At 51.8% G+C, this 16,485-nt stretch carries 18 protein-coding genes and 1 pseudogene; 8 read left to right on the top strand and 11 right to left on the bottom strand.

The genetic code is table 11. The annotated features are described in order from the left end of the window. Positions 1 to 136: 136 nt before the first annotated feature. Genes ycfP through hinT form a run of 6 tightly spaced genes read right to left on the bottom strand, consistent with a single transcriptional unit; the run spans position 137 to position 3,980 of the window. Entirely contained in the window at positions 137 to 679 is a 543-nt protein-coding gene (ycfP, locus tag ACQE3Z_RS14785) for an alpha/beta hydrolase YcfP (RefSeq protein ID WP_426974361.1), read from the bottom strand. A gap of 38 nt (positions 680 to 717) precedes the next feature. Next, complete coding sequence (gene nagZ / locus ACQE3Z_RS14780) at positions 718 to 1,755, bottom strand: beta-N-acetylhexosaminidase (RefSeq protein ID WP_426974359.1); 1,038 nt, start codon at positions 1,753 to 1,755, stop codon at positions 718 to 720. Positions 1,756 to 1,812: 57 nt separating this feature from the next. After that, positions 1,813 to 2,664 (bottom strand): thiamine kinase, encoded by an 852-nt coding sequence (gene thiK, locus ACQE3Z_RS14775; RefSeq protein ID WP_426974358.1) that lies wholly within the window; start codon positions 2,662 to 2,664, stop codon positions 1,813 to 1,815. Then, on the bottom strand, positions 2,624 to 3,199 hold the full coding sequence (lpoB, locus tag ACQE3Z_RS14770) for a penicillin-binding protein activator LpoB (protein WP_426974384.1): 576 nt from the start codon (positions 3,197 to 3,199) through the stop codon (positions 2,624 to 2,626). Before lpoB ends, thiK begins: the two co-directional genes overlap by 41 nt. A gap of 41 nt (positions 3,200 to 3,240) precedes the next feature. After that, on the bottom strand, positions 3,241 to 3,609 hold the full coding sequence (locus ACQE3Z_RS14765; RefSeq protein ID WP_426974357.1) for a YcfL family protein: 369 nt from the start codon (positions 3,607 to 3,609) through the stop codon (positions 3,241 to 3,243). 20 nt (positions 3,610 to 3,629) lie between these two features. After that, a complete protein-coding gene (gene hinT, locus ACQE3Z_RS14760; protein WP_085072095.1) occupies positions 3,630 to 3,980 on the bottom strand; it encodes a purine nucleoside phosphoramidase in 351 nt (116 codons plus the stop codon). A gap of 363 nt (positions 3,981 to 4,343) precedes the next feature. On the opposite strand from hinT, the gene ACQE3Z_RS14755 reads away from it, so the two are divergent. The 8 genes and pseudogenes from ACQE3Z_RS14755 (at position 4,344) to ACQE3Z_RS14720 (ending at position 11,182) form a co-directional block, all read left to right on the top strand. Further along, positions 4,344 to 5,936, top strand: a complete 1,593-nt coding sequence (locus ACQE3Z_RS14755) for an MFS transporter (protein WP_426974356.1) — start codon at positions 4,344 to 4,346, stop codon at positions 5,934 to 5,936. Positions 5,937 to 5,946: 10 nt separating this feature from the next. Further along, positions 5,947 to 7,086: a glycoside hydrolase family 88/105 protein gene (locus ACQE3Z_RS14750; protein WP_250652701.1), complete on the top strand. Its 1,140-nt coding sequence runs from the start codon at positions 5,947 to 5,949 to the stop codon at positions 7,084 to 7,086. Positions 7,087 to 7,305: 219 nt separating this feature from the next. Beyond that, positions 7,306 to 8,146 (top strand): annotated as a pseudogene (locus ACQE3Z_RS14745) (YPO3983 family protein). Continuing rightward, a complete protein-coding gene (locus ACQE3Z_RS14740; RefSeq protein WP_426974355.1) occupies positions 8,143 to 8,604 on the top strand; it encodes a DUF943 family protein in 462 nt (153 codons plus the stop codon). Before ACQE3Z_RS14745 ends, ACQE3Z_RS14740 begins: the two are co-directional and overlap by 4 nt. Before the next feature lie 154 nt (positions 8,605 to 8,758). Then, positions 8,759 to 9,208: an Hcp family type VI secretion system effector gene (locus ACQE3Z_RS14735; protein ID WP_426974354.1), complete on the top strand. Its 450-nt coding sequence runs from the start codon at positions 8,759 to 8,761 to the stop codon at positions 9,206 to 9,208. Positions 9,209 to 9,308: 100 nt separating this feature from the next. Beyond that, positions 9,309 to 10,190, top strand: coding sequence for a YPO3983 family protein (locus tag ACQE3Z_RS14730; protein ID WP_426974353.1), 882 nt, complete (start codon positions 9,309 to 9,311; stop codon positions 10,188 to 10,190). Continuing rightward, positions 10,174 to 10,638 carry a DUF943 family protein gene (locus ACQE3Z_RS14725; protein WP_426974352.1) on the top strand — a complete coding sequence of 155 codons (465 nt, stop codon included), beginning with the start codon at positions 10,174 to 10,176 and terminating at the stop codon, positions 10,636 to 10,638. The genes ACQE3Z_RS14730 and ACQE3Z_RS14725 overlap by 17 nt, the downstream gene beginning before the upstream one ends. A gap of 91 nt (positions 10,639 to 10,729) precedes the next feature. Next, positions 10,730 to 11,182 carry an Hcp family type VI secretion system effector gene (locus ACQE3Z_RS14720; protein WP_426974351.1) on the top strand — a complete coding sequence of 151 codons (453 nt, stop codon included), beginning with the start codon at positions 10,730 to 10,732 and terminating at the stop codon, positions 11,180 to 11,182. Between the two features lie 111 nt (positions 11,183 to 11,293). On the opposite strand, the gene ptsG is transcribed toward ACQE3Z_RS14720, so the two are convergent. The 5 genes from ptsG to yceG all read right to left on the bottom strand — a co-directional run bounded on the left by ptsG (position 11,294) and on the right by yceG (position 16,474). Continuing rightward, entirely contained in the window at positions 11,294 to 12,727 is a 1,434-nt protein-coding gene (ptsG, locus tag ACQE3Z_RS14715; protein ID WP_426974350.1) for a PTS glucose transporter subunit IIBC, read from the bottom strand. Positions 12,728 to 13,016: 289 nt separating this feature from the next. After that, entirely contained in the window at positions 13,017 to 13,817 is an 801-nt protein-coding gene (locus ACQE3Z_RS14710) for a metal-dependent hydrolase (RefSeq protein ID WP_426974349.1), read from the bottom strand. Between the two features lie 14 nt (positions 13,818 to 13,831). Beyond that, positions 13,832 to 14,830 carry a DNA polymerase III subunit delta' gene (gene holB, locus ACQE3Z_RS14705; RefSeq protein ID WP_426974348.1) on the bottom strand — a complete coding sequence of 333 codons (999 nt, stop codon included), beginning with the start codon at positions 14,828 to 14,830 and terminating at the stop codon, positions 13,832 to 13,834. Further along, positions 14,830 to 15,462 carry a dTMP kinase gene (tmk, locus tag ACQE3Z_RS14700; protein WP_426974347.1) on the bottom strand — a complete coding sequence of 211 codons (633 nt, stop codon included), beginning with the start codon at positions 15,460 to 15,462 and terminating at the stop codon, positions 14,830 to 14,832. Before tmk ends, holB begins: the two co-directional genes overlap by 1 nt. Next, a complete protein-coding gene (gene yceG, locus ACQE3Z_RS14695) occupies positions 15,452 to 16,474 on the bottom strand; it encodes a cell division protein YceG (protein ID WP_426974346.1) in 1,023 nt (340 codons plus the stop codon). The genes tmk and yceG overlap by 11 nt, the downstream gene beginning before the upstream one ends. Positions 16,475 to 16,485 lie beyond the last annotated feature (11 nt).

The raw sequence follows: 16,485 nt of genomic DNA, 5'->3' as shown, positions 1-16,485 counted from the left end.
AGCTGGAGTCAGAATAACATGGCGGGGTAAGTTGGTCATACCAAATTTGATACAGATCAATTTTACTGCAATAAGTCGGATTATTGCCCATAAAAAAAGCGGGCGATTGTCGGGCAATCATCCCGCTAAACAGGCATTAGCCGAGAGTTTTAAACGCTTTAATACGCTGTAAGTGGGGAGAAAGGCTGGGGAATTTATGCGGCTGCTTTTCATCCCAGACAATTTCATACCAGGGTTGCAGCGCCTCTGCCGTGCGTTGGTTGTCAAGGATACCGTCGTGGCGCGAAAGCAGCGTCAGGCAGCGGTCGCGGTTTTTCTCGCGGAAATTACTTACGCACTTGGTAGCAATATCAAGATACTCTTCCGGCCGATCGATTTTGCCCGCCATGTTTTCCTGCGGCCAAAGATTAGGGTTAACCATCACCTGGCGAATATCACATAAAAAACCAATGCGCTCAGCCCAGAAGGCTCCCAGACCGACGCCGCAAATCAGTGGCCGTTCATCGACATTCAGCATCAGCATCTTATCGGTCTCTTTCAGCAGATGCTGCATATCATGTTTCGGATGGCGTGTGCTGTAGCTCAGCAGCCGCACATCAGGATCGATAAACTGCAGCTGCAAAACTTTTTCATGGTTACCCGGACTAGTGGAATCGAAACCGTGCAGATAAATAATCATGGCTATCCTCACCGTTACTTAGCCTGCCGGGTTTCCTGTTAGTTACCCGACGCCTTGTGCTCCAGCCAGCGCGCCTGTAATGCGCTCAGCTGTTGGCTGGCGCGTTGCCAACGCGCAGAATCAAGCAACTGCTGGCGGTTAAATGTTCCACGATGATACAGGCGGCTAACCTGCTCTGCTTTGATCGGCGGCAGGTTATCCAGCACGCTAACCGCGCCTTTACGATCGTTGCACACCAGAATCATATCGCAGCCAGCATCCAGCGAGGCGCGCGCGCGCTCCGCGTAGCTGCCCATAATCGCCGCTCCCTCCATCGATAAATCGTCAGAGAAGATAATGCCGTTAAAGCCCAGTTCAGTACGCAGTACCTGCTTCAGCCAGTATGAAGAGCCGCTGGCCGGGCGCGGGTCTACCTGCGCGTAGATAACGTGCGCCGGCATAATCGCGTCCAGCGCGTTCTCATCAATCAACTGCTGAAAAATGGCCATGTCGTGCTGGCGGATAGTGGCCTTATCGCGCTCATCGCGCGGCGTCTCTTTATGTGAGTCAGCGGTGACGGCGCCATGACCGGGAAAGTGTTTGCCGGTGGTTTTCATGCCAGCTTCGTGCATACCCGCAATAAAACAGCGCGCCACACGCAACGCAATAGCGGGATCTTCATGGAAAGCGCGGTCACCAATCGCGGCGCTGACATGTCCAATATCCAGTACCGGCGCAAAGCTGATATCGATATCCATTGCCATCATCTCCGCCGCCATTAGCCAGCCCGCCTCCTGTGCCAGCGTGTCCGCCTGCTCCGGGCTGTTCAGCGCGGCAAAGGACTGCATGGCCGGTAGGTTGGTAAAGCCGTCACGAAAGCGCTGCACCCGCCCGCCTTCCTGATCGACCGCGACCACCAGCCGCGCATGAGATGCGGTGCGGATCTGACGCACCAGTTCACTCAGTTGAGCGGGATCGTGATAGTTACGCGCGAATAAAATCAGCCCGCCCACCAGCGGGTGCGCCAGAATTTCGCGCTCTTCGGCGTCCAGCTCATAGCTTGCCACGTCCAACATTACCGGACCGGGTATCGACATGATGATTCCTCCTGTAAAAACTGGCGCACATCATAGCCGGAATGCAGAAACAGCGCGCTAAATTTGTCGCCAGGCGGCAATGGCCCGTTGATGCAGCGCCGAATCGCCACTCTGCTCCCAGCGCAGCTGATACCAGCTGGCCATCAACAGATGTAGCCAGGGCTGCCAAAGCCTGACCTGCCGCTTAAGCGCCCTGAGATCCAGACGATTACTGCAGGCATAATCAGCCAGAAGCGTCGCGCGTTGCGCAGCGTTCAGCCCGTTGCCGCTGATGATAGCAGCCAGTTCCAGCGCTATATCGCCATCGGCGGCATACTCCCAGTCAATCAGCCGCAAGCCGTCGGGATGGGCCAGCAGGTTGCCCGGATGGATATCCATATGCAGCAGTCCCAGCCGCAGCGGCAGCGGTTCTCCCTGACGCGCCAGCTGACGTAGTCGTCGCAGCCAGCGCGGATTGCGTTGACGGCACTGCTGCCAATAGTGGTGCAATAATGGCAGCAGCTGTAGCCGATAACCGCTAAGCGGCTGATGATGCAACCGTGTTAACAGCGTAACCAGTTCAGACTGACGAGCCAGAAATTCCCCTTCCGCCAGCGTCTCGCCCGGCAGCCACTCCAGCAGCAGCCAGCGCCGATCGATCGCCAGCGCATGGGGCGCCAGTCCGCTGGCGGTTAAACCCCGTAGCAAATGCCATTCACGTCGGCGAGAGATAAAAGGGATCGGCTGATGTGGGATTCGGCGCGCCAGCCAGCATTGCTGGCCGCATACCACTTTTCCGGATAGCCCGGTAAGGCCGTTTAGCGGATAAAAATAACCGGCAGACGAAGCTACCGGTTGGAGGCGTTCAATCAGCGCCTGCAGGGCGGTATCAATGCTGGACGCTGCCATTTCCTGACCAGATGATTTCACCGGTTTGCACCAGCATCAGCTGCATCTGCAGTTCAGGCGCTTTTATGTCGCCCCGCGCATTACTGTAAAGCACATACTGCGCGCCAACGTAGCGCGCCAGGCCGATCGCTTTGCTACGTGAATTCAGGCTGTCTTCAGGCGATAGCCCCAGCGTTTGCCTTGCCTGCATCAGCTGCTGCTGGGTAACCAGCGTAAAGGTATTATTGCTTGCCAGGGCATTTTGCAGCGCCGCTGTTGCTTTCGCGGTTTGCAGGCTGCCATTGGTGCTGTTCTTGATCCGATCCACCAGCAATACGCTGCCGGGCGTGATGCCCTGGGCCTGTAGCATCTGCGCCACCAGCGGCTGTACGCTGGCATCCCAGTTTATGGTTTTTAGCTTCGGCGGTTGCGGCACCGTTTCGCCCGGCTGCGGACTGGTAATCGGCGGCGGCTGTACCACAACCGGCGGCGTCGATGGCTGCACGGGTTCCACCGGTGCCGGTGGTTGTTGCTGTTGATTATTAATACAGCCCGCCAAAACGAATGCCAGCAGCATAACGCCGGAGAGTTTTAAACGCCTGAACACAGTATTTCCCCTTACAAATAAATATAGAGACGAACTTTACTGGCCATCAGATTGCCCATCTGCGAACTGATTTCAACCCGCTGATTTGCGGGAACCACCAGCGTACGGGGCGCTTCAAAAGGCTGGATTTCCAGGCCTTTATCATCATACCAGTAGAAACGATAGTACACGGTAACCGGCGTATCTTGCTGATTCTCCAGCGTGCTTACCGCCCGCTGTTGTCCGGCCTGCTCAGAAAGGGTGGGCTTGCTGGGCAAAATTCCCGCCGAGAGCACGGACGATTCCATAATCAGCGATTGTGACGTATCAATCACCGGTTTATCGCTGCTACAGGCAGTTAGCGTCAGTACCAGCGACAAACTGGTTAGTAAAGCGCGCATGATGGCGTTCCGCACGTTAATTAAAGGCTTAGCATCGGCCCCAGTGGGCAACCACCGACCAGGTGCATATGGATATGATAAACTTCCTGGCCGCCATGACGATTGCAGTTAACAATCAGTCGGTAACCATCCTCAGCAATGCCTTCCTTTTTAGCGATTTTTGCCGCCACGGTGAACATACGTCCCATGGCCTGCTCATGTGCTTCGCTGACATTGTTAGCGGTCGGGATTAAAATATTCGGCACAATCAATACATGGGTTGGCGCTTTGGGAGAAATATCCCGAAAAGCCGTTACCAGTTCATCCTGATAAACAATATCGGCCGGAATTTCACGACGAATAATTTTACTGAAAATAGTTTCTTCAGCCATGATGCATATCCTTAGCAGAGACGTAAGCATGGAGTATGAGCGAGAATTTCGTTTTCTTTCAACCTTCCTGCTGTTTTTCTTTTGTTTCACCTGCCGTAGTGCCACTTTTTTGTACAGACCTGACAGGCGGGCCGATTTTTTGTGCGGCCTTTCGCATTCTCACAGGCTTCTCCTGACAAAAATAAAACACCGTTTTATAAATTAGAGGCAGGGCAGGTTTTCCTTTGTTTTTTTGCCACTCAATGCCTTTTCTTAACTAAAACGCGAAGGTTTGCCCTCTCCCGCCATTCTACCTTCTGGGGTAATCCGTCTGAGCTGTCGGAATCCGTGCGTTTTTTAATGGTTATGACGAGGAGATTAACAATGCCAGTGCGTAAAATTGGTTTACGGCATTACCTGGCTTATGGATCGGGCGACTTCCTGGGTGCCGGCACTACAGCCCTGACAGCAGCGTGGCTGCTCTATTTCTATACCACTTTCTGTGGCCTGACGCCGATTGAAGCAACCTTTATCTTTGCTATGGCGCGCGTGCTGGATGCAGTGGTCAGCCCGCTGATGGGCTTCCTTACCGATAACTTTGGCTCTACCCGACTCGGCAAGCGCTTTGGACGCCGCAAATTCTTTATTCTGCTCGGCATTCCCTGCGTATTCAGCTATAGCCTGATGTGGGTCGGCGATATGAGTTACCTCTACTACCTGCTGACCTATCTGCTGTTTGATATTGTCTACACCATGATTCTGGTGCCTTATGAAACGCTGGTTCCGGAAATGACCGACGATTTCAAAAAGAAAACCAAGTTTTCCGGCGCACGTATCGCACTGGCGCAGCTTTCCGCTATTCTGGCCGCTTTCCTGCCGGGCGTGCTGATCAATCACTTCGGCAAAGATAACGCCGTCTCCTTCTTTTATGCCAGCCTGGTATTTTCGGTGATTTGCGCCATTGTGCTGACGCTGGTGTGGTTTTTCACCTGGGAACGCGCACCAGAAGATTTTTCTGAAGAGTCACGCCGCGCTGAGGCGGAAAAACAGCAGCTGACGCTGGCACAAAGCCTGAAGCGTCTGTATGTCGAACTGGCCTCTACCCTTCGCATCCGTATTTTCCGCCAGCATCTGGGCATGTACCTCGGCGGCTATATTGCACAGGATGTGTTTAATGCAGTCTTTACCTGGTATGTGGTTTTCGTGCTGATGCAGAGCGCGCAGATCGCTTCCAACCTGATGGGTACGATGGCCATTCTGCAATTTATCGCTGTGATGGGCATGATCCCGCTCTGTATTCGCCTTGGACCCGCCCCTTCCTATCGTCTGGTTGTGACGCTGTTTGGTCTGAGCGCCCTCTCTTATGCGGGGCTCTGGTATACCGGCATGAACGATAACATGACGCTGCTGGTGCTGATCTCTGCGCTGGCGGGCCTGGGTCGCGGTGGCATCAACTATGTGCCGTGGAATATCTACACCTACATCGCGGATGTTGACGAGGTGATCACCGGCCAGCGTCGCGAAGGGATTTTCGCCGGCATCATGACGTTAACGCGTAAGGCTTCGCAGGCTGGCGCGGTGATGCTGGTGGGGATTGTCTTACAGCTTTCCGGCTTCGTTTCCGGTCAGGCTAATCAGAGCGATAACGTTCAGCACACCATTCTGTTGATTCTGAGCGTGGGTACGCTGTGCGTACTGGCGATCGGCTTCTTTATCTCTCTGCGCTTTCGCCTGAATCTGCAGACACATTCAGTACTGCGAGAAGAGACCCAAAAAATGCGCCAGGCAGGACGTCCGGTGCCAGAGAGCCTGACGCCTGCAGCGCGTGCGACGGTGGAAACGCTGGCCGGAATGCCTTATGAAAACCTTTGGGGCAACAACAACATAGGCTTTCTTAATCGCCATAAATCCCCGGCACCGCCGCTACGGCCTGCTCAGGCTGTGGGCGTGGTGCAACCACATACGTTAAAACGATAGGATCTGAATGATGACGGTATTTCCTGTAAAGCATAGCGCTCTGCTGCGTCAGCCTGAATTTCTGGTGCCGCGTCCCGAACTGGTAACGCTGATTGAAAAGCTAACCGACAACCTGGTGGCAATCACTGATCAGAGCGGCGAGTTTCTGTTGCGTCTGGACGATGGCCGGGTGATCGATACCAAAGGCTGGGCCGGCTGGGAATGGACACACGGCATCGGGCTGTATGGTATGTATCACTACTATCAGCAAACGGGCGACACAAAAACGCTGGCGATTATTGATGACTGGTTCCGTGAGCGGCTGGCAGAAGGCACGCCAACCAAAAACGTCAATACCGTTTGCCCGCTGTTAACCCTCGCTTATCGCTATGAAGAGACGCGCAATCCTGCGCTGCTGCCGGTGCTGGAGCGTTGGGCTGAATGGGTGATGTATGAAATGCCGCGTACGGAACAGGGCGGCCTGCAGCATATTGTTTATAACAATGAGAATCATCAGCAGCTGTGGGACGATACGCTGATGATGAGTGTGTTGCCGCTGGCGAAGATCGGCAAGCTGCTCAACCGCCCGGAATATGTTGAGGAAGCAAGCTATCAATTTTTATTGCATGTGCAATATCTGATGGATCGCGAAACTGGCCTGTGGTTCCACGGCTGGACCTTTGAAGGCCGCCACAATTTTGCCAAAGCGCGCTGGGCGCGTGGTAATAGCTGGCTCACCATCGTCATCCCGGAGTTTATTGAACTGATGGCATGGCCGGAACAGCACGCCACGCGCCGTTTCCTGCAGCAGGTCCTGGAAAGCCAGGTGGCGGCGCTGCGCCAGTGGCAGCATGAAAGCGGCCTGTGGCATACCCTGCTGGACGATCGTGACAGCTATCTGGAAGCGTCCGCCACTGCTGGCTTCGCCTACGGTATATTAAAGGCAGTGCGTAAGCGTTATCTGTCGCGTGACTATCTGCCAATGGCGGAACAGGCGGTAAAAGGCGTGATGCAGCATATCAACAGCGATGGCGAGCTGACGCAGGTCTCTTTCGGCACCGCAATGGGCAGCGATCTCGACTATTACCGCCAGATACCGCTGACCTCTATGCCCTATGGTCAGGCGATGGCCCTGCTCTGCCTGACAGAATATCTGCGCGTTTATCTTTAAATTCCTGATTAACCAGCGGCCCCGTACGGGGTCGCTCTTCGCTACTTTTCCCTTTCCCGCCTAACGCTGCCGCATTCACAGCCAGCGCAGCCTGCCCTGCTCTCACCTGAAAAAACCAACGTTACGCTTATCAGTAACGCTGTTCATTATTTACACAGATTCTGTTGAGGCATATTATCATTTTGTGACTCAGGAGCGTGACACAAGGAAGGTATCACTATGTCTGCATTACCGTTTCCCTGCCGAATATTTGAAACACAAAAAAGAATGGACGACTATAGCGCCGAAGATATGCGCTACGGCGATCTTACCGAATCGCAGTTAAAAAATGATTTTCACCTGCATGATGTTTCCACCCGCATTGATCCGTACACCCTGACGGAAATTACCCCGCTCAGGCAGCCGCATTCACGATTTTATGGCTCCCGGGGCGCAGGCGCAAAACATTCCGTTGCCGAGTGCGCCGCTATTCTTTTTGATGAAATGCGCCATCTGTCGCAGGCTTTTGCCATTTATGGCCCTTACAAATATCTTATCGAAGAGATGATTACCATATGCAGCAGGGTGAAGGTGCGCCGTTCAGCAGTGAATATCTGAATAGCGCGCTGCGAATGCATATTATGAATGATGAATCATCCGAAAACAGTACACGTCTGCGATTGCAGGAAGTATTGAGCGGTTATATAACACTGAATAAGGGCTATTACCCTGCAGAAAAAGCAGAAGAATTAAAAAAGCCGTTTCAAAAAGTAAACTACCAAAATTTGACCGGTTTCAGGATAATATCAACGATATGGGCATAACCGTACATGATACCTGGGCCACACATATCACTATTGAATCTATTCATGTTAATGCTAGCTATTACCGGGCTGCAGTGAATTATAAAATACAGGATCATTTTGGTCTGGATGCTCACGACATATTAAACGCGAAGTTTAACCTGTTTCGCTTCTTCCGCATCTGGTTTGTGCTGCAACGATACCATCGTTTTGGTTTCAAACCTTTTATAACCCATCTTAACGCTACAATTGAAATCAACGGAGAGATAAAAAAATGATAAAAAACAAAAAAATCACTTGGCCAGTATTAGCTATTACAGCAGTAATTTTGAGTTATATACTCTGGCTTAACCTACGCCCGGTAAATATTATTGCAGTTCATTATGACGGGCATTACAGTGATGTGCTGGTAGACAATTTCCCTGTCACCGCGCGGGGAAAGATAAGCTGGTGGCTGGAAAACAGAGATATTCTTAAGCAGCGTTACGGCATTCCAAAAATATCCTCTTACGGCAGCTATAGCATCGTTTTCTGGTACTTCGGCGACGGCTATATGGAAGAAGGGAAGTATGACAGGCTCTGCTTCAGAGAGATGAAAACAGAAAAAAACTGTATAGAAAAGGATAAAGCATTCACGGTTAGCGATGGCGGCAATAGCGGCCTCTATTTCCTGGCAAACGAAGGTTATTACCAGTTAACCGATAGCGGAAAGATAGTAAAGCGACCTTCCCATTAAATGAAATTTATTACTCTCTTTTTTTCCAGTAAAGCGCAAAAGTTCGCACTTGCAGAAAGTATCAGACCCCGTGTAACAAGAGCCGCCGCTAACAAAGGCGAGGTATCTCATGGAGCCCAGGAGCGTGAACCGGGCATAACAGCAAAGGAAATGTATGGAAAGCATATTTTTAAAAATAGACGGTATTAGCGGTGAGGCAAAGGATGCCGCTCATCAGGGCTGGATTGATGTAAGGAGCTATTCCTGGGGAGTAAGAAGAAACGAAGGCAGAGGGCCAGGAAAAGCCTGCTATCGTAATCTGGCAGCCCACTGTTATATCGATAAAGCTACCTCAGGCGCACTATTATTTGCCTCAAACGGCAACCTGATTAAAAAGGTACAGCTTTCGCTCTGTAAAGCGGGTGACGGAATGATCGAATCGTGCCGGGTAACCCTGGAAAATGTTATTATCTCTGAGGTTAATTTCGAAAACATTAATCGGGTCATGTATGAATTTCAGGCAGACAAGGTGAAGTTCCAGTACTGGGAGCAGACCGCTGCTGGAATTAAAGGTGCGGAAAGCCGTATGGGCTGGGATATTAAAAACTCCTCATCCTGTTTCTGATGGTGAATGGTGGCTCAGCCATTAATCACAGCCATAAAAAAACGAGCCGAAGCCGCTTTTATCCGGTTTTCGCGGTGGGTTGGTATTGACAAAATGACATATGGAAAAAAGATCATACAAGGAGTTGCCAGTGACTGCTTTACGCTTTCCCTGCCGGATATTTGAAACACAAAAAAGAATGGACGACTATAGCGCCGAAGATATGCGCTACGGCGATCTTACCGAATCGCAGTTAAAAAATGATTTTCACCTGCATGATGTTTCCACCCGCATTGATCCATATACCCTGACGGAAATTACCCCGCTCAGGCAGCCGCATTCGCGATTTTATGGCTCCCGGGGCGCAGGCGCAAAACATTCCGTTGCCGAGTGCGCCGCTATTCTTTTTGATGAAATGCGCCATCTGTCGCAGGCTTTTGCCATTTATGGCCCTTACAAATATCTTATCGAAGAGATGATTACCCATATGCAGCAGGGTGAAGGTGCGCCGTTCAGCAGTTTGTCACTGGATAGCGCACTGAAATTGCAGATTATTAATGATTTTTCAGAGGAAAACAGCACGCGCATGCTATTACAAAATATTCTTAACCGAAACATAGACTGGGATAAAGGTTTTTTCCCAACGTCAAACAGAGAGAAGTTAAAAGAAGCCATACTTTCCGGTAAGCTGCCTAAGTTTGACAGAATTCAGGATACTATTAACGGTCTGGGAATTACCGTACATGACACCTGGGCGACCTACATCACTATTAAATCCCTTTATATCCACAGTAACCACTATCGTGCTCAAGTTAATTATAAAGTACAGGATCATTTTGGTCTGGACGCCAACGATATTTTAAATGATAAATTTAATCTTTTCCGATTCTTTCGCATCTGGTTTGTACTGCAGCGATACAACCGCTTCGGCTTTCGACCTTTTATAACCGAGATGGACGCTACAATAAATATCAATGGGATACGTAATGAAAGTGTCAGGTAAAAAGGTGCAATGGGCAATATACATCATCATTACATTATTATGTTTTTTTCTCTGGCGCACTCTTCGTCCAGTGAAAATCATAGCAGTTCATAACAGAAGCAGCGGATTTAGCGACGTACTGGTTGATCATTTCCCTTTGACCGTAAGCGGGAAAATAGCCTGGTGGCAGGAAAACAAAGAGATGCTCAAAAGCCGCTACGGCATACCAGCCCCCGCATTCACCGAAAATTTCAGCATCACCTTCTGGTTATTCGGCGATGGTTACATGGAACCCGATGAAGATGAAAGGCTGTGCTTTACCGACATGAAACCCCAAAAAAAATGCATCGAAAAGAATAAGACTTTTACCGTTGACTACAGTAAAAATACCGGGCTTTTCTTTACAACCTATGCGGGTTATCACCGCATAAATGACAAAGGCGAAATTGTAAAAATGAATTTTAATTAAAAATCATTGCAACTGCCTGTCCCATACAAAGCCTTTGTATGGAAGACACATTCACAGACGCAACGTAGCACTCAGGAAAATAAGGAATCATATGGAAAGCGTATTTCTTAAAATAGCAGGCTTAACCGGTGAATCGCAGGATGCCGCTCATCAGGGCTGGATCAATGTAAAAAGTTACTCCTGGGGCGTTCACAGAAACGGCAACGTCGCCGGGCCAGCTGCATCGCGCTATAAAAATCTGACGGTTCACTGCCCTATAGATAAAGCGACCGCAGCGGTGCTGCTGTTTGCGTCTAATGGCAACCGCATAAAGGCAATCCAGCTTTCGTTCTGTAAAGCGGGCAACGGCATGATTGAGTCCTGCCGGCTGACGCTGGAAAACGTGATTGTCATCGATGCGAATTTAGATCATATCTCTGAGGCCGCGTATGCGTTTCAGGCAGACAAGGTGAAGTTCCAGTACTGGGAGCAGACCGCTGCTGGAATTAAAGGTGCGGAAAGCCGCATGGGCTGGGATATTAAAAATTCCTCATCCTGTTTCTGATAGCGGGCGGATATGCAGCAGCTTCGATCTGACAGGCCGCGATAAAGCCCGCCATAGTCCTTAAACGTAAAAAGGCGAGCCGAAGCTCGCCTTTGCTGTGCGCATCAGTGATTAACTGTTGCGAATATAGTCATCCATCTCGGTTTTCAGGTTATCCGACTTAGTGCCGAAGATAGCCTGTACGCCAGAACCTGCCACTACCACACCGGCAGCGCCCAGTTTTTTCAGGCCAGCCTGGTCCACTTTGGATACGTCGGCCACGCTCACGCGCAGACGGGTAATACAGGCATCCAGGTTCGTGATGTTCTCTTTACCACCGAACGCGGTAACCAGGTTTGCCGCCATTTCGTTGGCTGTACCGGTTGACTGCTCAGTCGTGGTTTCTTCACGGCCCGGCGTTTTCAGGTTCAGCTTGGCGATCAGCACGCGGAAAATGGTGTAGTAAACCAGACCGTAGATGATACCCACAATCGGGAACAGCCAGATTTTGCTGCTGTTGCCGCTCAGCACGATAAAGTCGATCAGACCGTGCGAGAAGCTGGTGCCGTCACGCATGCCAAGCAGGATACAGATCGGGAAGGCCAGGCCTGCCAGAATAGCGTGGATTGCATAGAGAATCGGTGCCACGAACATGAACGAGAACTCGATCGGCTCGGTGATACCGGTCAGGAACGAGGTCAGCGCTGCGGAGATCATGATACCGCCCACTTTCGCACGGTTCTCTGGTTTTGCAGAGTGCCAGATAGCGATAGCGGCTGCCGGCAGACCATACATTTTGAACAGGAAGCCGCCAGAAAGTTTGCCCGCAGTCGGGTCGCCTGCCATATAGCGAGGAATATCACCATGGAAGACCTGTCCTGCGGCGTTGGTGAATTCACCAATCTGCATCTGGAAAGGAACGTTCCAGATATGATGCAGGCCAAACGGCACCAGAGAACGCTCAATCAAACCGTACAGACCAAAGGCCACAACCGGGTTCTGATAGGCCGCCCACTGGGAGAATTCCTGAATCGCGCTGCCAATTGGCGGCCAGATAAAGGAAAGGATAACGCCCAGGATAATCGCCGCCATACCAGAAATAATCGGTACGAAACGTTTACCGGCAAAGAAGCCCAGATATTCAGGCAGTTTGATGCGGTAGAAGCGGTTAAACATGTAGGCGGCGATAGAACCGGCAATGATGCCGCCCAGTACCCCGGTATCCGCCAGGTGTTTAGCGGCAATTTCTTCTGCCGGTAAATGCAGCACCAGCGGTGCGACAACCGCCATGGTTTTCACCATGATGCCGTAAGCAACCACAGCCGCCAGCGCCGAAACGCCGTCGTTATTGGTAAAGCCTAATGCCACACCAATAGCAAAGATCAACGGCATGTTAGCGAACACCGAGCCGCCCGCTTCCGCCATCACATGTGAAACTACGGCAGGCAACCAGGAAAAGTTTGCCGAACCGACACCCAATAAAATACCGGCGATCGGCAGAACCGACACCGGTAGCATGAGCGATTTACCGACCTTTTGCAGGTTTGCAAATGCGTTCTTAAACATATTGTGGAACTCCTGAGTATGAGTGCTTTTAATCGCGTGGTACGCGTGGCAAAAGAGGGAGGATCTTCTGCCTTTGGAGCTTGTTAAGGCTCTCTGGATTTATTACGAAGAGTAAAATAAATCTGTTCAGTTTTGTTTGATACCTGTCACGTTTCGCCCATCAGGCGGCTAACATTTAGGATATTTTTTATTGTTTTGCCAACTTTTGTACAGAAAAAATCGTCAGTGCAGCGTTTTTGGCGCTGCACTTTACGATCTTAACGGATTAATTACGAGCTCTAAAAAAAAGTCATGCAGGCGTATCGGTCAACCGTGAAAGCGGAACATGAAACAGGTCAGAAAAGTTTTGCGTAGTGGCCTGAGCCAGCGTTTCTAAATCAACCCCTTTAAGCACGGCCATATACTCCGCTACATCGCGGGTAAAGGCAGGCTGGTTCTCTTTTCCGCGATGCGGCACGGGCGCAAGATAGGGTGAATCGGTCTCCACCAGCAAGCGATCCAGCGGAACATAGCGTGCAGCTTCGCGTAACGCTTCTGCATTGCGAAAGGTAACGATGCCGGAAAACGAGATGTAAAAGCCCATATCCAGTAGCTTAGCTGCGGTTTCACGATCCTCGGTAAAGCAGTGCAGTACGCCACTACACTCCTCTGCCCCTTCTTCCCGCAGAATCGCCAGCGTATCTTCCCGCGCATCGCGTGTATGTACGATAATGGGTTTGTTCAGTTGGCGGCCCACGCGAATATGCTCACGGAAAGAAGCCTGCTGACGCGCCCTGGTTTCCGGCTGATAGTGGTAATCCAGCCCGGTTTCGCCCATGGCAATAACGCGAGGATCGTCAGCCAGCTGCGCCAGCTCAGCGAAATCCCATTCCTCTTGCTGATTCAAAGGATGTACGCCGCAGGACCAGGCAACATTCGGGCGGTCACCCAGCAGTTGCGCCATGGCTTTGAACCCTGGCAACGTGGTAGCAACCGCCAGCATAAATTTGACATCGCGCGCGGCAGCTTTCGCCAGCACATCATCCACGTCTTTATGCAATGTCTCATAATTCAGACCATCAAGATGGCAGTGTGAATCAACTAAAAACATAACAACTCTCTTGGTTAATCAGCCAGCGATGTCGCCGCTGGTCTGAGTAAGGTTTCCCAGTTTAATAACTGTTCGGTTAGCAATAATTCCCGGTTGACCGCAACAATATGCATCAGGCGTTCCCGACACAGCAGCCATTGACGCAGGCTTTTATCCAGCGCGGCGGCCGGTAGACGCTGTGCCAGTTGAGTAATCAGCGCGGGTTGATCGACATTGGCGATAAACTGGTCGCCGCTGTGTTGCCATTTCAGCGCATCCGTCAGCAGTGAAGCCAGCCAGCTAATTCTTTCGGCGACATTATCATGATTGAGCTGCGGCAACAGCGTAAGCACATCGCCTGTCAGAGCGCTGGCCAGCGTAGCGCACAGCGTCTGACGCTGTTCCCAGCTTTGCTTATTAAGCAGCGCCAGCGCGGCAGCAGGTGCGCCGCTGCTGAGGCGGAGCGCAGTTAGCATCGCTTCATGAGAACCCGCATTTTGCTTTTGTAACCACGCAAGGCTGTGCGCCTCGTCAGGCGGTGCCAGATGCAGCTTCAGACAACGGCTGCGTAGCGTAGGCAACAGCCTTGACGGCTCTGCACTGCTCAAAAAAAACCAGCTGTTCTGCGGCGGCTCTTCCAGCGTTTTCAACAGGGCGTTAGCGGCTGCCTCAGTGAGCTGTCCGGCATCGGGTAGCCACACTACTTTTGCGCCGCCCTGCTGAGCATGGTGATACAGCGTCTCGTTCACATCGCGTACTGCATCAATCCCCAACGCGCTTTTCCCTTTTTCCGCCGTCAGTGGATGCCAGTCAGGATGGGTACCCGCCATCATTAACTGGCAACCGTGACAGTGACCGCAGCTTTTTTGTCCATCGCGTCGTTGGCATAACAGCCAGCGGCTTACTGCCCAGATTAGCGCAGCGTCGCCCATACCCGGCAATGCCTGTACCAGCACAGCATGGTGCGCCCGCCCAGCCTGATGCTGAGCTATAAGCTGACGATAAACAGGATTAAGCCACGGATACCAGTTCATTATTTTTGCTCCGCCAGCCAGGCTTGCAGAATAGCTTTAAGTGACGTTGTCACTTGTTCCAGCGACTGGCTGGCATCAATGGTTTTAATGGAATCATCGCAGGCTGCCAGGGCCTGATAACGCTCACGGGTGCGCATAAAGAAATTCAGCGACTCCTGTTCAATACGATCGAGTTCGCCGCGTGCGCGTGCACGCTGTAAACCGATTTCCGGCGTAACATCCAGGTAGAGCGTTAAGTGAGGACGAAAGTCGCCCAGCACCGCATCGCGCAGCGTCTGCATCAACTGTTGGTCGATACCGCGTCCGCCGCCCTGATACGCCTGTGAAGAGAGATCGTGGCGATCGCCCACCACCCAGGCACCACGCGCCAGCGCTGGTTTGATTACCGTCTCCACCAGCTGTACACGGGCGGCATACAGCATCAGCAGTTCGGCTTTATCGGTTATCTTTTCTCCTTCCAGCCCCTGCTTAATAAGATCGCGCAGCTGCTCTGCCAGCGGGGTACCGCCCGGCTCACGGGTAAAGACGATATCGGTAATGCCCTGCTCGTGCAGCTGTTCAACAATGCAGTCGCGTGCGGTGGTTTTCCCGGCACCCTCCAGCCCTTCAATCACAATAAACTTAGCGTTCATTTTTTTCCTTCATGGTCGTGCGCCATGCCTGCACGGCCCGATTATGGCTGGCCAGGTTGGTGGTAAAGGTATGCCCGCCCTTACCGTCGGCGACAAAATAGAGATAATTGCTTTTTACCGGATGGGCAGCGGCTTCAAGCGAGGCTTTACCCGGCAAGGCGATGGGTCCCGGCGGCAGGCCGTTGATGGTATAGGTGTTATAAGCCGTCGGCGCCTCCAGATCTTTACGCGTCAGGGTGCCATTATACTTCTCGCCCATCCCGTAAATCACCGTGGGATCGGTTTGCAAACGCATACCCACCCGCAGGCGGTTAATAAATACCGAGGCGACCTTTGTTCGTTCATTGCTGACCGCCGTCTCTTTTTCAATGATAGAGGCCATGGTCACTAACTCATTGGGCGTTTTATAAGGCAAATCAGGCATACGGTTCTGCCAGATTTTTGCCACTTCCTCTTTCATGCGCTGATGCGCGCGTTTCAGTAACGCGACGTCGCTGGTATTGGCGGTATAGAGCCAGGTATCCGGCCAGAGCCAGCCCTCCAGGTTTTCACCCTCTTTCAGCCCCAGCGCCGCTGCGACCGTTTCTGGCCGGTCATCTTTCAACGTATGTTTGATCCAGGGCGAGCTACGTAACGCCTGCAGAACATCCTGCAGACGTGTGCCTTCGGTAAAGCGTACCGGGAACTGCGCCTCTTTGCCGCTGGCCAACAGCGCCAGCAGCTGACGCACATTCATGCCAGCGTCCAGGCGATAGGTGCCCGCCTTGAATTTTGCCAGTTCCGGCTCCAGCTTCAGCAGCACACCAAACCACGGTGACGGCGTAATGATATGCTGGCTTTCCAGCTGCGCTTCAAGAGCAAGGCGGCCCGTACCGGCCGGCAGCGTGAATATTTTTTCCTGGCTAATGGTTAATGGCGACGCAGCAAACTGACGCACCTGCCAGTAACAAACAGCAGCAGCGGCAGCTAACAGCAGCGCCACAGCAGCCAAAATTTTTATTTTTCGGGTCATGATTAATCCAA

The organism is Pantoea sp. FN0307 (genome assembly GCF_050113815.1).
Taxonomy (GTDB): Bacteria; Pseudomonadota; Gammaproteobacteria; order Enterobacterales; family Enterobacteriaceae; genus Mixta; species Mixta alhagi.
The sequence above is the reverse complement of the archived record's forward strand: the minus strand, read 5'-3'. Positions and strand labels throughout refer to the sequence as shown.

Excerpts from the sequence above, each read along its gene's own strand:
- ycfP (WP_426974361.1), bottom strand. The coding sequence starts at position 679 with ATGATTATTTATCTGCACGGTTTCGATTCCACTAGTCCGGGTAACCAT.
- nagZ (WP_426974359.1), bottom strand. The coding sequence starts at position 1,755 with ATGTCGATACCCGGTCCGGTAATGTTGGACGTGGCAAGCTATGAGCTG.
- lpoB (WP_426974384.1), bottom strand. The coding sequence starts at position 3,199 with ATGCTGCTGGCATTCGTTTTGGCGGGCTGTATTAATAATCAACAGCAA.
- ACQE3Z_RS14765 (WP_426974357.1), bottom strand. The coding sequence starts at position 3,609 with ATGCGCGCTTTACTAACCAGTTTGTCGCTGGTACTGACGCTAACTGCC.
- hinT (WP_085072095.1), bottom strand. The coding sequence starts at position 3,980 with ATGGCTGAAGAAACTATTTTCAGTAAAATTATTCGTCGTGAAATTCCG.
- ACQE3Z_RS14755 (WP_426974356.1), top strand. The coding sequence starts at position 4,344 with ATGCCAGTGCGTAAAATTGGTTTACGGCATTACCTGGCTTATGGATCG.
- ACQE3Z_RS14750 (WP_250652701.1), top strand. The coding sequence starts at position 5,947 with ATGACGGTATTTCCTGTAAAGCATAGCGCTCTGCTGCGTCAGCCTGAA.
- ACQE3Z_RS14740 (WP_426974355.1), top strand. The coding sequence starts at position 8,143 with ATGATAAAAAACAAAAAAATCACTTGGCCAGTATTAGCTATTACAGCA.
- ACQE3Z_RS14735 (WP_426974354.1), top strand. The coding sequence starts at position 8,759 with ATGGAAAGCATATTTTTAAAAATAGACGGTATTAGCGGTGAGGCAAAG.
- ACQE3Z_RS14730 (WP_426974353.1), top strand. The coding sequence starts at position 9,309 with ATGGAAAAAAGATCATACAAGGAGTTGCCAGTGACTGCTTTACGCTTT.
- ACQE3Z_RS14725 (WP_426974352.1), top strand. The coding sequence starts at position 10,174 with ATGAAAGTGTCAGGTAAAAAGGTGCAATGGGCAATATACATCATCATT.
- ACQE3Z_RS14720 (WP_426974351.1), top strand. The coding sequence starts at position 10,730 with ATGGAAAGCGTATTTCTTAAAATAGCAGGCTTAACCGGTGAATCGCAG.
- ptsG (WP_426974350.1), bottom strand. The coding sequence starts at position 12,727 with ATGTTTAAGAACGCATTTGCAAACCTGCAAAAGGTCGGTAAATCGCTC.
- ACQE3Z_RS14710 (WP_426974349.1), bottom strand. The coding sequence starts at position 13,817 with ATGTTTTTAGTTGATTCACACTGCCATCTTGATGGTCTGAATTATGAG.
- holB (WP_426974348.1), bottom strand. The coding sequence starts at position 14,830 with ATGAACTGGTATCCGTGGCTTAATCCTGTTTATCGTCAGCTTATAGCT.
- tmk (WP_426974347.1), bottom strand. The coding sequence starts at position 15,462 with ATGAACGCTAAGTTTATTGTGATTGAAGGGCTGGAGGGTGCCGGGAAA.
- yceG (WP_426974346.1), bottom strand. The coding sequence starts at position 16,474 with ATGACCCGAAAAATAAAAATTTTGGCTGCTGTGGCGCTGCTGTTAGCT.